This is a genomic window from Paenarthrobacter sp. E2MeOHC11 (assembly GCF_058744955.1).
On record NZ_CP196673.1, the window covers coordinates 3,461,917 to 3,477,283 of the forward strand.

At 63.1% G+C, this 15,367-nt stretch carries 12 protein-coding genes; 8 read left to right on the plus strand and 4 right to left on the minus strand.

The features are described from left to right. The first annotated feature begins 32 nt into the window (after positions 1-32). From cobA to ACSSVG_RS16120, 6 genes are all read left to right on the plus strand, one after another. Entirely contained in the window at positions 33-1,310 is a 1,278-nt protein-coding gene (gene cobA / locus ACSSVG_RS16095) for a uroporphyrinogen-III C-methyltransferase (RefSeq protein WP_231340053.1), read from the plus strand. A gap of 20 nt (positions 1,311-1,330) precedes the next feature. Then, a complete protein-coding gene (locus tag ACSSVG_RS16100; protein WP_253468803.1) occupies positions 1,331-2,797 on the plus strand; it encodes an FAD-dependent oxidoreductase in 1,467 nt (488 codons plus the stop codon). Between the two features lie 436 nt (positions 2,798-3,233). Beyond that, a complete protein-coding gene (locus ACSSVG_RS16105; protein ID WP_253468801.1) occupies positions 3,234-3,620 on the plus strand; it encodes a hypothetical protein in 387 nt (128 codons plus the stop codon). A gap of 54 nt (positions 3,621-3,674) precedes the next feature. After that, positions 3,675-4,289, plus strand: coding sequence for a hypothetical protein (locus ACSSVG_RS16110; protein WP_231340050.1), 615 nt, complete (start codon positions 3,675-3,677; stop codon positions 4,287-4,289). Positions 4,290-4,330: 41 nt separating this feature from the next. Beyond that, on the plus strand, positions 4,331-4,801 hold the full coding sequence (locus tag ACSSVG_RS16115; protein ID WP_231340049.1) for a hypothetical protein: 471 nt from the start codon (positions 4,331-4,333) through the stop codon (positions 4,799-4,801). 111 nt (positions 4,802-4,912) lie between these two features. Then, entirely contained in the window at positions 4,913-6,274 is a 1,362-nt protein-coding gene (locus ACSSVG_RS16120) for an MBL fold metallo-hydrolase (protein ID WP_253468799.1), read from the plus strand. Here ACSSVG_RS16120 and ACSSVG_RS16125 read toward each other — a convergent pair whose 3' ends face one another. The 3 genes from ACSSVG_RS16125 to ACSSVG_RS16135 form a co-directional block, all read right to left on the minus strand. After that, entirely contained in the window at positions 6,275-6,955 is a 681-nt protein-coding gene (locus tag ACSSVG_RS16125) for a FadR/GntR family transcriptional regulator (protein ID WP_253468797.1), read from the minus strand. After that, positions 6,952-8,238: an MFS transporter gene (locus ACSSVG_RS16130; RefSeq protein WP_231340696.1), complete on the minus strand. Its 1,287-nt coding sequence runs from the start codon at positions 8,236-8,238 to the stop codon at positions 6,952-6,954. The genes ACSSVG_RS16125 and ACSSVG_RS16130 overlap by 4 nt, the downstream gene beginning before the upstream one ends. A gap of 78 nt (positions 8,239-8,316) precedes the next feature. Further along, entirely contained in the window at positions 8,317-9,759 is a 1,443-nt protein-coding gene (locus tag ACSSVG_RS16135; protein ID WP_231340697.1) for a PucR family transcriptional regulator, read from the minus strand. A 143-nt stretch (positions 9,760-9,902) separates the two neighbouring features. Here ACSSVG_RS16135 and ACSSVG_RS16140 point away from each other — a divergent pair, with 143 nt between their 5' ends. Together ACSSVG_RS16140 and gabT are read left to right on the plus strand one after the other, a co-directional pair. Beyond that, entirely contained in the window at positions 9,903-11,333 is a 1,431-nt protein-coding gene (locus ACSSVG_RS16140) for a gamma-aminobutyraldehyde dehydrogenase (protein ID WP_231340698.1), read from the plus strand. Positions 11,334-11,378: 45 nt separating this feature from the next. Then, positions 11,379-12,734 carry a 4-aminobutyrate--2-oxoglutarate transaminase gene (gene gabT / locus ACSSVG_RS16145; RefSeq protein WP_492415636.1) on the plus strand — a complete coding sequence of 452 codons (1,356 nt, stop codon included), beginning with the start codon at positions 11,379-11,381 and terminating at the stop codon, positions 12,732-12,734. 89 nt (positions 12,735-12,823) lie between these two features. Here the strand turns inward: gabT and ACSSVG_RS16150 are convergent, their stop codons facing one another. After that, positions 12,824-15,238, minus strand: coding sequence for a polysaccharide lyase 8 family protein (locus tag ACSSVG_RS16150; protein WP_492415637.1), 2,415 nt, complete (start codon positions 15,236-15,238; stop codon positions 12,824-12,826). Positions 15,239-15,367: the final 129 nt, after the last annotated feature.

Genomic DNA, 15,367 nt, shown 5'->3' on the forward strand with positions numbered 1-15,367 from the left:
AGCATGTTACGGAGCCGCCCTACAGTTTTTTCATGGCAATACAGGACATTTACCCCACCGCGCTGCGGCTGCTCGGCCGACCGGTGCTGGTTGTGGGCGGCGGACCCGTCGCGGAGCGCCGCGCCAAGGGGCTGCTCGACGCCGGGGCTAAAGTCACCGTCGTCGCTCCCGTTGCCACCGCGAACCTTCGCGAACTCGCCGCATCCGGACTCCTCACCTGGGAGCCGCGGGAGTACCGAACGTCAGACCTCGACGGCGTCTGGTTCGTTCAGACCGCCACTGGCGCATCCGCCGTGGACACCCAGGTAGCGGCCGACGCCGAAGCGCAGCGCATCTGGTGCGTCAACGCCTCGGACCATGAAGCATCGGCCGCGTGGACACCCGCCGTGGCCGTGGTGGACGACGTCAAGATCGCCATCAATGCCGGGGGAGACCCGCGCCGAGCCATGGCCCTCCGCAACGCCGTTGCCACCGCCCTGGAAACCGGTGACCTTCCGCTCCGCCGTCACCGCAAGCCGGACGCCGCCGGTAAGACGCCCGCCGGCTCCGTCGCCCTCGTCGGTGGTGGTCCTGGCGACTCGGGACTTATCACGGTCCGCGGCAGGCGCCTGCTGGGCCAGGCCGACGTCGTGGTTGCCGACCGACTTGGCCCGCGGGAGCTGCTCAAAGAGCTTGCCCCGGATGTCCGCGTGATCGAGGTCGGCAAGACGCCCGGCCACCACCCGGTTCCGCAGCTGGAGATCAACCGCATCCTGGTGGACGAAGCACTGAAGGGCAACCGCGTGGTCCGCCTCAAAGGCGGCGACCCCTACGTCCTGGGCCGCGGCGGCGAGGAAGCAGAGTTCTGCCGCCAGAACGGCGTCGAGGTTGAAGTGGTGTCCGGCGTGACGTCGGCAATCTCGGTTCCGGCCGCTGCCGGTATCCCGGTGACGCACCGTGGCCTGGCCAAGGGCTTCAGCGTGGTGACCGGACACGAAGAGTTGTCCGAAGTCCCCGCACGCCCCGATCACACTGTGGTGTTGCTCATGGGAGTGGCGCAGTTGCGTGATTCCGCGGCTGAGCTGGCAGGCTCGGGTCTGCCTTTGGACACACCAGTAGGTATCGTAGAGAACGGGTATTTGCCGGACCAGCGCGTCACCATCGGCACTCTGGGTACCATCGCGGACCAGGCGGAAGCCGTCGGCGTGGCCAACCCGGCGGTCATTGTGATCGGCGATGTGGTCCGTGTCAGCCCGTTTGCACCGCAGCATTTCAAGACCGCTGACTACAGCACTATCACCCCCAATCGTCCCCGCGTCCGCAGTAACTGAGAAGAAGAAGGAACACAGCCGTGTCAATTAGCACCCCCGTAGGTTCTGCGGACCGTCCGCTTCGCGTCGCCGTCATCGGCTCCGGCCCGGCAGGCGTGTACGCAGCGGACATCCTGACAAAGAGCGAGGCCGTCAAGAGCGGCGAGCTCAACGTCAGCATCGACCTCTTCGATCGTTACCCGGCTCCCTACGGCCTCATCCGTTACGGTGTTGCTCCGGACCACCCCCGCATCAAGGGCATCGTGAACGCGCTGCACAAGGTGCTGGACCGCGGCGACATCCGCTTCTTCGGCAACGTGGACTACGGCACGGACATCTCCATCGAGGACCTCCGCAAGCACTACGACGCCATCATCTTCGCCACCGGCGCCATCAAGGACGCGGACCTGAACATCCCGGGCATCGAACTCGAAGGCTCCTTCGGCGGCGCCGACTTCGTCTCCTGGTTCGACGGACACCCGGACGTCTCCCGTGAATGGCCGCTGGAAGCCACCGAGATCGCTGTTCTCGGCAACGGCAACGTGGCCCTGGACGTGGCCCGCGTACTCTCCAAGCACGCTGATGACCTGCTGGTCACCGAAATCCCGGACAACGTTTACGCCGGCCTCAAGAGCTCGCCGGTCACGGACGTGCACGTCTTCGGCCGCCGCGGCCCGGCACAGGTGAAGTTCACCCCGTTGGAACTCCGCGAACTCTCGCACTCCAAGGACGTGGACATCATCCTCTACGCCGAGGACTTCGAATTCGACGAAGAGTCCGACCGCCAGGTCCAGACGAACAACCAGATCAAGACCATGGTTGGCACGCTCACCAACTGGATCGCCGAGCAGCCTGAGGACCTCTCCGAGCTCAAGGCTTCCCGTCGCCTGCACCTGCACTTCCTGCACAGCCCGGTGGAGATCGTGGACTCCGCCGAAACCCCGGGCAAGGTTGCGGGCATCAAGTTCGAGCGCACCGAACTGGACGGCACGGGCAACGCCCGCGGTACCGGCGAGTTCATCGACTACCCGGTCCAGGCCGTGTACCGCGCCATCGGCTACTTCGGTTCGGCCCTGCCGGACGTCGAGTTCGACCACAAGAAGGGCGTCGTCACCAACGACGGCGGTCGCGTCCTGGACGCCGACGGCCAGCACGTGCCGGGCCTCTACGCAACGGGCTGGATCAAGCGTGGTCCGGTTGGCCTCATCGGTCACACCAAGGGCGATGCCCTGGAAACCGTCACCTACCTCCTTGAAGACCGCGAAAACCTGCCGCTGGCCGAGGTTCCCGCAGCTGACGCAGTGGTGGAACTCCTTGACGCCCGCGGCGTGAAGTTCACCAGCTGGGAAGGGTGGCTGGCCCTGGACGCCCACGAACTCGCCCTCGGCGCAGCAGCCACCGAAGCCGGTACTTCCCACGGTGTTGAGGTCAAGCGCGAGCGCATCAAGGTGGTGCCGCGCGAGGACATGGTCAACATCTCCCGTGATGGCGTAGCCGCACAGGTCTAAAACTACGAGGGGGTCACCCCATCTAGCTGCTCCCCGGAAGTTGAGCTGAGAAATCAGTTCTGCCTTTCGGGGAGTAGCTATATCTGGAGCTAGTTCGTTATCCGAAGAGTTGTTCGTAGAGGCCGCCCAAGTATGTGTTCCCTACACCTACCAAACCGTTCAGCATCAATCGACGACCCAGCTTGGACCAACTAGGGTGGGTCTTTTTTGCATGGATCAGTGTCGGTTGCCAGGACCAGAGCTGCCACATCATGCAGCACGCAGATCGCAATGCGCGAAACGGCTTTTGCTCTTTCGTGACGCGGAAATCCAGATATTTCTTCGAATTCGGGATTATTGACACTCCAGAAAATGATTAACTGGTGCAATGATCAGAAAGATGTAAACATTCCCTCACGACGGCGACATCGTAGTCGCCGCTTTCTCAGGGGGAGCAATGAAGGTTGGAAATCTAAAATCCGCTGCTGTCATGGCAATGATGGTTGTGATTCCGCTAGGAATTCCCGCCGCGGCACATGGTGCCTCGGACATCTACTACGCATTGCAGAAACCAATTGCGCAAGGGCAGCACGCAGAGAGCGGATACGGTGGAACGAATGTCGGCGGTGAGGGATTCATGAATTCCACTTTTGGCGGCAAGTTGTACGTCCGAACTCGCGGGGATAACAGCGGTTATGTCTATGGAGGTATTGACGTACCCAATCATGCCCGTACCCGTTTTACGCACTTGCCTGCCGCTTTGACGCACGGCGACTGCTGGTGGGGCTACGGGCTTCAAATTCAAGGGACAACAGGGGTTGATTGTGCCAGGTCACGACAATAAGCCGTATTGCATTTGAGACCTGGCTTTCCTTCCCTCTTCCTTCAGGAGTAGCAAATGACTTTTTCATCAAAGCACTTACGCTCGACCGCCGCTGCCACACTCGCGATCTCCAGCGTAGCGTTGGCCATCTTCGCGTCCCCGGCCCTCGCCACTAAAGAGGGTTCGCTGGATCCGGACGTTTTGGTCCCTGCGTTAGGCCAAGAGCAGCGGGCAATGGACCTGCCCCCTTCAGCTGTAACCGCAAGCCATGCCTTGTCTGACCTGGCGAGAGATTCCATGCGCCTGCTAAAGAAGACAGATAGCGCGTCCTACTATGCGGCTGTGAGCTCTGATCGGTCAGAAGTCTGCATGGTCGTATCCCTCGAGGCGCCGGCAGGAAACATCGGAACGGCTTGCATGACACGGGCCCACTTCAATGAGAGTGGTCTTTCACTCCATCTCTGGGGCGATCAGTCAGCCGCTAACGCGAAGGGAGTTACCGCCTATCTGGTGCCCGCTGATGTCGAACTGGAAGCCAACCCGACATCGAAGTCCCTGCGGGCAGATTCGGTTAAGAGTAATCGGGCAAGCGGACTGCTCCTGGTTGAAGGCCTCGAAGACTTGCCTCACACGGTCGAACTGCCGCGAAGCACATCGAAGCGTGCGTTCGTTCTTAACCGGTTGGACTAGGCAACGTGCCCAGCACCAGTGTTGTTCGAACGCTCGGGTCGATGATGGTTACAGTTGCTTGGATACTTGCCCTTGGTTTCCTTTTGATCCAAACTCGAAACGCCCATGACGGGATTATTACAGATTTTCCAGGCAACCCTATTCAAGCCATCGTTCCGAGGGTCGCGTGGGAATACCATCTCGCAACAGTGATTCTCAGTGCAGTCACAATGGGGGTTTTCCGCAACCGTTTCTCGCCTCAGAAATCGAATGGCTCGGTGGCCCCACTTTGGGGAGCAACCATCACATTGGGCATGACGATGATTATCGCCATCATTATTGGTCAACCAGAAACGGAGCTGGGCCAGCGCACTAATTCAATTTTCTTGCAGTGGCTGGTAGAGGGGGCGTTTTCACTTGCATCTGCAACAGTTCTCGGTATTCTCATTTTTTGGAGCATCGCAATTTCGAGGAACCGGTTTCTGGCCTCAGGAGACCCGAGCGATGAAGAGAATCATGATTCCATAACCTGAGACAAAGGGGTGGGCTGACTCAAGAGGAGCTTACTGTGGTGATTCCTGGTGCAGGAATCACCACAGTAAGCTCCTCTGCTTCCGTTCCGTGCACCCGCGGTACCCTGAACCATGGACGTAGTGGTCATCGAAACTCCCCAGTTGGGGGACCGCAGCTACCTGGTGCATGACGGCACTGTGGCGGTGGTGATAGACCCCCAACGGGACATTGACCGGGTTGAAAAGGCTGCCCGTGAAGCCGGCGTGCGGATCACGCATGTGGCCGAAACGCACCTGCACAATGACTACGTCACTGGTGGTTTGGTTCTGGCGGAGAAGCACGGTGCCGCGTACTTGGTGAACGCGGCCGATGAGGTTTCGTTTGTGAGGGTTCCCGTCACTGACGGCCAGGTCCTCCACGTTGGCCGCCTTCGTGTCTCGGTGGTGGCAACCCCGGGTCACACGCACACGCACCTCTCCTACGTGGTCCGGGATGACACGCACGACGGCGGCCCTGAGGCTGTGTTTTCCGGCGGCAGCTTGCTCTACGGTTCCGTCGGACGGACGGACCTGGTATCGCCGCACGACACCGCAAAGCTGGCCCACGACCAATACTCGTCGGTCCGCCGATTGGTGGACTCGGCGCATCCTGACGCTGCGCTCTACCCGACCCACGGCTTCGGATCGTTCTGCTCCATCGGCCCCGCGAGCCACCAGGAATCATCGACGATCGGCGAGCAAGCAGAGTCCAACCACGCCCTGACGGATTCCAACGAGGACCACTTCGTTGCGCAGCTTCTGGAGAACATCACGGCCTATCCCGCGTATTACGCCCACATGAGCCCACTCAATGCGGCCGGCGTTGGCCCTGCGGACTTGGACGTGCCGGACTCCGTTGATCCGGAGGAACTTGACCGGCGTCTCACAGCTGGGGAGTGGGTGGTGGATCTGCGGCATCGCGTCGCGTTCGCGGACAGCCACCTGCACGGAAGCGTGAGTTTCGAGTACGGGAAGGGCGACAATTTCACCAGCTACCTGGGCTGGGTCATCCCGTGGAACCAACCGCTCACGTTGCTGGGCCCACACGGCGAGGTGCATAAGGCGATCCGCGACTTGGCGAGGATCGGCATCGACAACCCGGATGCCGCCGTCGGGCCTCAACCTGGTGAGTGGGCACCGGAGTCTCCACGTGCGAGCTACCCGCATGGGGACTGGACAGCTCTCCTCAAGGGCCGGGAGCCGGAGGACATGGTGTTGGACGTCCGGCGTCCTGGCGAGTTCAAGACTTCCCATATCAAGGGTGCGCTGAACGTGCCCGTCTACGAGCTCCTCGCAAGGATCAGTGAGCTGCCGGATGACAGAATTTGGGTGCACTGCGCCACGGGCTACAGGGCGAGTGTTGCCGCCAGCTTGCTGGACCGGGCCGGGCGGGATGTGGTGCTCATCAATGCCAGGTTCAAGGATGCCGCCGGGGCCGGCATCGAAACAACCTAGTTACCGCGGGCCCTGGTCCGAACAGTAGTCCAGGTTCCGGTACACGCTGCGCACGGCGGCGTCGGGATCGTGGGCTTCGAGGGCATCCACCAATTCGTCGTGCCCTTCGCGGGGGATGCCGTTGAAGCCGCCCTTGCGCTGCTGCCTGAGGAGGTCGTTGTGGAACACGCCACCGAACGAAACGTACAACTGGTGCAGCAGGGGATTCCCTGACGCCAAGGCAACGCGCTCGTGGAATTCCCAGTCGGCGCTGGCCCACGTGGGATAGTCCTCGGCCTGCCAAGCATCGTGGCGTAGCGCCAGGAGACGTCGCATTTCGGCCAGGTCTTCGGCGGTGGCGTGCTTGGTGGCCAGGCGGGCAGCCTGGGTGTCCAGGCCGAGCCGGACTTCAACGATATGTTCCTGGGTGTGCTCCAGGTACATGCGCTGGGCCGCGCCGGACATCTCACTGTTGGCCCGCACATACGTGCCGTCGCCGCGTCGTACCTCAAGCATTCCGGAGTGGGCCAGTGCCTTGATGGCTTCGCGCAGGGTTCCCCGCGAAACGCCCAGCGTGGACATGAGTTCGGGCTCCGCGGGGATGCGCTCCTGAAGTGGCCATTCGCCGGACTTGATCATGTCCCGGAGCTTGGAAGTGACCTCCTCGGCCAGGGCCGGGCGATGCGATGGAGTCAGGGTCATGCAGTCCTCGGTCCGGTCTTGGTGGCAGTGCGCTTGCTGGTGAGCAGGTGGCAGGTGACCATGAGCGCCACGGCCACGATGGACAGCAGGCTCAGGGGCAGTACCCAGCCGCCGGTGGCGCTGTGGAGCAGTCCCATGCCAAAGGGGCCAATGGCCGCAATCAAGTATCCCAGCGATTGGGCGATGGTGGAGAGCGCGGTGGTTTCCGCCGTCGACCGTCCGCTGCGGCTGATGATCACCAAAACCAGCGGGAAGATGCCCAAGCCGAATCCGAACAAGACGGCCGGGACAACCGCCAGCGACGTCGGCAGCCAGACCATGGCGGCGATGGCCAGCAACGTGGAGCTGCTGGCGAGGTACAGGGCGGGGCGGAGCATGCCGGGCCGGGAGCCGAACGCAAGGAGGATCATGCCGGCAGCTACGGAGACCAGCTGCATGACACCGAACTGCAGGCCGCTCTCTGAAGCGCTGAGGCCCTGGGAGGTCAGGATGTAGGCGAACCAGCTCATCACGGCGTAGGCAAGGAAGGCCTGGAACGTAAAGATCGCTGTAATCAGGATGCCCAGCCGGGTGCGGAGCAACGGCCACATGGACACGCGGGGCCGATCAGTCTTGGTGGCGCTCCGGTGCGTGTGCAGGACGATCGGCAGGAAGCCGAGGAGGGCTGCGACACCCAGCAGGCCCCAGGCGGCCAGGCCCATGGACGGTGAGCCGAGTTCCTGCGCCAACGGAACGCTGACGACTGCGGCGAAGGTGGCGCCGCCGGACATGGTGAAGGTGTAAAGGCCGGTCATCATGGAGGTGCGCTCGGAGTAGTGCTCGCGGATGAAGGACGGCATGGCCACATTGCACACCGCCAGTCCGGACATCGCCAGGACCGTACCGCCGAGGAGGGCGCCCGTCACTGGAACACCGCGTACCAACAAGCCGCCGGCCAGCAGCGCCAGGGCTATGGCAATGGCTTTCTCGACACCCACGCGACGGGTCAACCACGACGTTCCCATGCCTGCGACAGCAAAGCACAGCAGGGGGATGGACGGCAGGATGGACGCGACCAGGGCGCCGTAGCCCAGCACCTGCTGCAGCTCATGGAACAGCGCTGCGGCGCTGGTGATGCCCGCCCGCAGGTTCAGGCCGATAAGGACCACGGCAATAATGCCGACGACGGCGACGACGCGGGTCTTCGGGACGGCTGCGTTGACCGAAAGGGCAGGAGCAGCCTGGGCGGTGGGAATCGTAGGGATGTTTCCGGTGCTGGGGGTAAGAGGAGTCGTCGCGGCCATATCTAAAGGTTAGACGTTTGATGTCTAATGTCTAGAGTTATGTGGCGAACCTCTCCGGCTGTGCGCGGACGGGGATCCTTAGCGGGGGTTGCGTGAACCCAGTCGCTGCACCGCCAACGCCAGCCAGAGCTGCACCCGGTCCTGCGTCTGCGAAGGGTCGTAGCCCGTCAGTTCGGTGATCTGCGCCAGACGGTATCGCACGGTATTCCGGTGCAACGTCAGGGCTTCGGCGACGGCGGCAACAGACCCGTTGTGGTTCAAGTAGCTTTCCAGGGTGGCCACCAACTCGGCCCCATGAGCGGCGTCGAACTTCCGGAGAGGCGTCAGCGACTCGCTGGCCATATCGGCCAGGGGAACGTCCTCGCTGGCGAGGAGCAGGGACGTCAGGCTGAGGCGCTCCGGCTCGTTAACCGGCAAGCCGTGCGCCACGGCGTCGCGCGCTTCAAAGTAGCTCCAGCGCAGGCCGTTGGGCTTCGTGTAGGCGCCGCCTATTCCGATCACGGCGTGGATACCGGCCTCCTGCAGGTGGTCGCTGAGGCTCTTGGCCAAGGCGGTAGCGGAACTGCCGTCATCGCTGATGACGGTGACAAGGTCCTTCCCGACGACGGCGCTGACGCCGGCTTCCAGCGCCTGGGGCAGCGAAATGCTGACCAGTTGCTTGTGGTGTGCCGCGGATTCGGCAACGAGTACTACGTTCTTACGCGTGCTGTTGATGCCGACGCCGGCCAAGCGGCGGGCGGCCTCGATGGTTTCCAGGGTGCCGTGGATGACGTCGTCCAGCACTTGCCCGGCCATGGCACGCTGGGACTGGCGCTGCTTGACCATGTTGTTGAGTTCCACGCTGATGAGGTTCTGCGCGTAGCTGACGATTCCGGAGTCGACGAAAGGCTGCCGCAACCACAAGGTGCAGGCGTCCCTGCGGCCGGTGGGAATCGGATACGAAGCCCAGCCATCCGCCGTCGGCGCGGGCTTGCCGGCCACGCTGTTGTAGAGCTGAGCGCTGAACTGGGTGAGCACAACATCGGTGCGGAGCATGCTGCCCAACTGCTTGAGGAGTTCGTTGAGGCCACCGCCGGTGAGCAGGGAGCGGGCAAGGATCTGGTGCCCGGCCAGAAGCCGTTCCAGGTTGGAGTAGTGGTCCGCTGAGTGGGACTCGGCCACGAGCTTGCCGATGGCGATGAAGGGGATCTCGTAAGGGACCTCCACCAAGGGCAGGCCCCAGCGGTTGGCCTCAGCGACCAGGGCATCGGGAACCGACTCGTGGGTCAGGCCAATGCCGAAACCGATCCCCACGGCTCCCGCGCGCTGGGCTTGACGGACGAAGCGCCGCTGATCCGCCGCACTCTTGAGGCGCAGGCCCGTGGTGAGGACCAATTCGCCGCCGCTCAGGAAGCGTTGGGGGTCCTCCAGCTCCGTCACCGCGACCCAGCTGATGTCTTGGTTCAGCGTGGTTTCGGCAAGTCCTGCCTGGCGGAGTTTCAGGGAGGGGACAGCGACGAGTGAAGCGAGGGACATTGCCATGGTTAAAGCGTAACCCTGCACTGGTCAAGCGCACTAAGTGGGGGGTTGTTGTGTGTGCAGCTGGCTATTCCTTGGACCCCCTCCCTGGCATAGGCTCTGATCAGCTAAACCCATGCCCAGACTCCGAAAGAGGGTTGCACACCGTGGTTCAAACCTTGCAGAACTTCATCAACGGCGAATTCGTTACGCCGGTAGGTACGGGTCTCCTTGACATCGTGAACCCCACCAATGGGGAGATCGTTGCCAAGTCGCCGATTTCGGTGCAGGCCGACGTCGACGCCGCCATGACCGCTGCCAGCGACGCCTTCAAGACGTGGAAGCACGTCACGCCGGGCCAACGCCAGCTCATGTTGCTCAAGCTTGCCGACGCCGTGGAGGCCAACAGCGACGAACTCGTTGACGCCCAGCACCGCAACACCGGACAGGTACGCTCCCTGATCGCTTCCGAGGAAGTTGCCGCCGGCGCCGACCAGCTCCGCTTCTTCGCCGGTGCTGCACGCATCATGGAAGGCAAGTCTGCCGGGGAATACTTCGAGGGCCACACCTCCTACGTACGTCGCGAACCGATCGGCGTCGTAGCCCAGGTTGCGCCGTGGAACTACCCGTTCCTCATGGCCATCTGGAAGATCGGCCCCGCCCTGGCTGCCGGCAACACCGTTGTCCTCAAGCCGTCGGACACCACCCCGGAATCCACCCTGGTCCTGGCACGCCTCGCCGGCGAGATCTTCCCGGCCGGTGTCCTGAACGTTGTCCTCGGCACCGGTGAGACCGGCGCCATGATGGTTGACCACAAGGTCCCGGGGCTGGTCTCCATCACCGGTTCCGTCCGCGCGGGCATCGCAGTCGCCAGCGGGGCAGCCAAGGGCCTCAAGCGTGCACACCTGGAACTTGGCGGCAAGGCTCCGGCCATTGTCTTCAAGGACGCCGACATCAAGAAGAGCGCCGCGGCCATCGCCGAGTTCGCCTTCTTCAACGCCGGCCAGGACTGCACCGCCATCACCCGCGTGTTGGTGGAGGACTCCGTTCACGACGACGTCGTGGCAGCCATGGTGGAACACACCAAGACCCTGCACACCGGTTCGCAGAACGACGAAGACAACTACTTCGGCCCGCTCAACAACGTGAACCACTTCAACGCCGTCACCTCGGTAGTGGAGCACCTCCCGGCCAACTGCAAGATCGAAACCGGTGGCCACCGCGCAGGTGAGAAGGGCTTCTTCTTCGAGCCCACCATCATCTCCGGGGCCAAGCAGACCGACGACATCGTGCAGAAGGAAACCTTCGGTCCGGTCATTACCGTGCAGAAGTTCAGCACTGAAGCCGAAGCACTCGACCTGGCCAACGACGTCGAGTACGCCCTGGCGTCCAGCGTCTGGACCACTGACCACGGCACGGCCATGCGCATGAGCCGCGACCTGGACTTCGGTGCGGTCTGGATCAACACCCACATCCTGCTGACGGCAGAGATGCCGCATGGCGGCTTCAAGCAGTCCGGCTACGGCAAGGACCTCTCCATGTACGGCGTGGAAGACTACACGCGCATCAAGCACGTGATGAGTGCACTCGACGCGTAGCGCTTCGCCCCACCCGTACGAATTTCCCAGAAAGGCAACCACCCCATGACTACCACCGCGAACGAACTCTCTTACCGCATCGAGCAGAAGCGCAACATCAACGGCGCCTTCCCCGGCCCCAAGTCGCAGGCCCTGGCTGAGCGCCGCTCCGCCGTCGTTGCTGCCGGCGTCGCCTCGGGTGTCCCCGTCTACGTTGAAGACGCCGACGGCGGCATCATCCGCGACGTTGATGGCAACTCCTTCATCGACCTCGGCTCCGGCATCGCCGTGACCAGCGTCGGCGCTTCCGACCCCGCCGTCGTCGCCGCCGTCCAGGAAGCAGCTGCGCACTTCACGCACACCTGCTTCATGGTCACCCCGTACGAGGGCTACGTTGCAGTTGCCGAGCAGCTGAACCGCCTCACCCCGGGCGACCACGCCAAGCGCACCGTGCTGTTCAACTCCGGTGCTGAAGCCGTTGAGAACGCTGTCAAGGTTGCACGCCTGGCCACCGGCCGCGACGCCGTCGTAGCTTTCGACCACGCCTACCACGGCCGCACCAACCTGACCATGGCACTCACCGCCAAGGCCATGCCGTACAAGACCAACTTCGGCCCGTTCGCGCCCGAGGTCTACCGCATGCCCATGAGCTACCCGTTCCGCGAAGAGAACCCGGAGATCACCGGTGCCGAGGCCGCCAAGCGCGCCATCACCATGATCGAGAAGCAGATCGGTGGCGACCAGGTTGCCGCCATCATCATCGAACCCATCCAGGGCGAGGGCGGCTTCATCGTTCCGGCCGAAGGTTTCCTCCCGGCACTGTCCGCTTGGGCCAAGGAAAAGGGCATCGTCTTCATCGCTGACGAGGTCCAGTCCGGCTTCTGCCGTACGGGCGAATGGTTCGCCGTTGACCACGAAGGTGTTGTCCCGGACATCATCACCATGGCCAAGGGCATCGCCGGCGGCCTCCCGCTGTCCGCGATCACCGGCCGCGCCGACCTGCTCGACGCCGTTCACCCGGGCGGCCTCGGCGGCACCTACGGTGGTAACCCGGTCGCTTGCGCAGCGGCACTGGCAGCCATCGACACCATGGAGCAGCACGACCTCAACGGCCGCGCCCGCCACATCGAAGAGCTCGCCCTGGGCAAGCTCCGCGAACTGGCTGAAGAAGTTTCCGTGGTTGGCGACATCCGTGGCCGCGGCGCCATGCTGGCTATCGAACTCGTTCAGTCCGGCTCCAAGGAACCGAACGCTGAACTGACCAAGGCTGTTGCCGCCGCTTGCCTCCAGGAAGGCGTCATCATCCTGACCTGCGGCACCTACGGCAACGTGATCCGCCTGCTCCCGCCGCTGGTCATCAGCGACGAACTGCTGATCGACGGCCTCGAGGTCCTCGCCGCAGCCATCAAGGCACACGCGTAACTCACACCGTTTCAAGCAGCAACGCGGGGTCACTTACAGCCCATGTTTACCACTCGGATGGGCCGTAAGTGACCCCGCGTTGCTTTCCGCTAGCTGCCCAGCGTCAGGTTCTTCTGGTGGCCATGACCGTCAAGCTGGACCTCAATGACCACCGGGTTGGCGCTGACCAAGACCACACCGGGCCCGGAATCCACCAGCGTGCTCCAGTCGGACCCGGCGAGCGTGATCCTCACAGCAGCCTGCGTTCGGGACGGATCCGCCACGGCCAAGGTGAGCTTGTCCCCGGTCTGGTGTGCGGACACGGTGCACGGCCCGGACGCTGTGTACCCGCCGGCTGAACCTGCCGCGAAGAAGTTGGCCATGACCAACTTGTCCTTGCCAACCTCCACCATCTGGACTTCGGCAGAGTTGGCCAGGACCTTCACATCGGGGTTGGCGGACTGGGAGAACGTGGTGGAGTGGCCGGCAGCGGGCAAGACCATATAGGCGTAGCCGGATGCCGCCGGGTCACTACCGTGCCGATGCGTAATGGTGACGTAGTCCCGGGTGACCGGATCGGTGGTGCCGCCAGTGTCCGCCCCTGAATTCACGTCGAACCAGCTGCCCGTCCGGCGAACCACCGCAACTTCAGCAGACCCGGAAACGCCAGGCGCATCGAGGAAGACGTAGCCTCCGTGCCCTTCAACGTGCGCGGACCGCTTCAAGACCACGGGTGTGTCGCCCGGCGCCATACGACGATTCCGGGAGTCGGTCCGCACCGACGGTACGGACCCAACCGCGAACGACCTGTTCTCTATGGTGGTCTGTACCGCAGCGCCGCCCGTACCGGTGATTCCCGCTCCGAGGCAGACCACAGCATCGTCCAGGAAGAACCATGACTTCCGACCGGACAGGGTTTTGTTGTGGTTGAGGTGGTCCATGCCGATGACGCCCCAGCGACCGTCCACGGTGAGTCCACCGGCGAACGCCTGGAAGGCACGGGGGATGCCGGTCCCTGCCCCGCCAGCGCCGCTCGCCCTTACTTGATCGTTGACGGTGGTGCCGGGAAGGGCGTAGGGGTCAACTGTCGGCCAGAAGTCAGCGCTGAACTGGGAAGGATCCTGCCGTGTGTACAGGAAGGTCATCCCGTCGCCCTGGTACCAGCCGAGGTTGTTCTCACTGTTGCCCCACTCGTAACGGCCGATGCGCTTGGAGGAGAGGTTCACGGTGCAGCCCCAGTCCGGGCGGTGATGGACCAAACGGTCTTGGTCGGCAAACATACGGCTGTAGACGGGTGCCGGCACAGCGACCACGGAGGTATCTGACAGGACGCCGAGCGAGAGCAAGGACTTTGCCAGGCTCTGCGTTGGATGCCCCACGAGTTTCTGGTCCGCGCAGCGTTCCAACCAGCCCTTGGCCAAGGCCAGGAACCGTGAACGGTAGGGTTCATCGCAACCCGGTGCCAGCAGCAGGACAGCGGAGATCAGTCCAAAACCGCTGACGTAATCGGGTTCGCGTTGGCGGGAGACTGCACGGCCACGGATGGTGTCCATGATCCGTCCGTCCCAGACGAACGGGGCATAGGTCTCCTCCACGGCGTCGAGGAGCACGGAGCGCTTGGGGTCGTTCACCGCCCAGGTGCTTCCGCCCAGCATCGCGATGATCTCGGCGATGCCGGCCAGGGCCACCACGCCGTAAGTGCCCGCGTAGGGCAGGTAAGAGTGTTGGACATAGGAACCATCGGCGTAAAAGCCGTCGCCGCTAGTGACGTAGGTAAAGACACTGTTGATCCCGCCGCGGACGGTGTCGCTCAAAGCGTCCCTGCCCAGGGCGATCTCGTCCGGCTTGTTGTCCAGGATGCCCCGCATGCAGCAGGCCAGCGACTTGTCCACGCGGTTGGCGCCGGTCTCCGCCAGGGATGTGGCACGGCCGCGCCAATTCGGGTTGGGAGCAAACCAACGCACGGCTGCCAACAGGGATGTCCGCAGGGCTTCGGGAACTTCGGCATGAAGCAGGGTGAGGATGTCCACGGTCTTCCGGGGAACGCCGATCTCCCAGAACCACCAGTTGCCTGCTGCCTTGGTGGACGGTTTGTACGCCGTGTCATTGAGGAGCTGCAGGCCCGCCACAATGTCGGCGGCCAGTTCCGGGTTTCCTGCATAAGGATTGCCGGGGACTGCATACCCCAAGGCCATGTCGTACAGGCGGTTGAAGTGCAGGCCCATATTGCCTGTAGCAGCAGTGGACTGTCCGATGCCCGTCAAAGGTATATCGCTCCACAGGGAGGTCCGCGCCGGGGCCTTGTCCAAGGAAGTCCACCATTTCCCGGTGGTCTCGCCCATGCCTTCAAGTTGCGCTGCGAGCTCGGGGATGTCTGCGGCGCTCCGGCCTCCGGTGAGGACCAACCGGCGTCGATCGATCAGTTCCTGAAGCCCCGAAGCGGCAAACGAAGGCCCGGCCTGGGAAAGCAGGGCACCCGCGAGGGCTGCTGCACCTCCTGCGCGGAATAGGGTCCTGCGGCTCATTGTGGGTCCATTGAAGTTCAAAACTGCTCCGTTCAAAACTGTTCCAGGCGTGATGGGGTGGACATTGCGGTGAAAGTTTCCGCAACTTTATGTCCGGTTCCCGGCCACCTCAACAGAAATGAACAAAAC

Excerpts from the sequence above, each read along its gene's own strand:
- cobA (WP_231340053.1), top strand. The coding sequence starts at position 33 with ATGGCAATACAGGACATTTACCCCACCGCGCTGCGGCTGCTCGGCCGA.
- ACSSVG_RS16105 (WP_253468801.1), top strand. The coding sequence starts at position 3,234 with ATGAAGGTTGGAAATCTAAAATCCGCTGCTGTCATGGCAATGATGGTT.
- ACSSVG_RS16110 (WP_231340050.1), top strand. The coding sequence starts at position 3,675 with ATGACTTTTTCATCAAAGCACTTACGCTCGACCGCCGCTGCCACACTC.
- ACSSVG_RS16115 (WP_231340049.1), top strand. The coding sequence starts at position 4,331 with ATGATGGTTACAGTTGCTTGGATACTTGCCCTTGGTTTCCTTTTGATC.
- ACSSVG_RS16120 (WP_253468799.1), top strand. The coding sequence starts at position 4,913 with ATGGACGTAGTGGTCATCGAAACTCCCCAGTTGGGGGACCGCAGCTAC.
- ACSSVG_RS16125 (WP_253468797.1), bottom strand. The coding sequence starts at position 6,955 with ATGACCCTGACTCCATCGCATCGCCCGGCCCTGGCCGAGGAGGTCACT.
- ACSSVG_RS16130 (WP_231340696.1), bottom strand. The coding sequence starts at position 8,238 with ATGGCCGCGACGACTCCTCTTACCCCCAGCACCGGAAACATCCCTACG.
- ACSSVG_RS16135 (WP_231340697.1), bottom strand. The coding sequence starts at position 9,759 with ATGGCAATGTCCCTCGCTTCACTCGTCGCTGTCCCCTCCCTGAAACTC.
- gabT (WP_492415636.1), top strand. The coding sequence starts at position 11,379 with ATGACTACCACCGCGAACGAACTCTCTTACCGCATCGAGCAGAAGCGC.
- ACSSVG_RS16150 (WP_492415637.1), bottom strand. The coding sequence starts at position 15,238 with ATGAGCCGCAGGACCCTATTCCGCGCAGGAGGTGCAGCAGCCCTCGCG.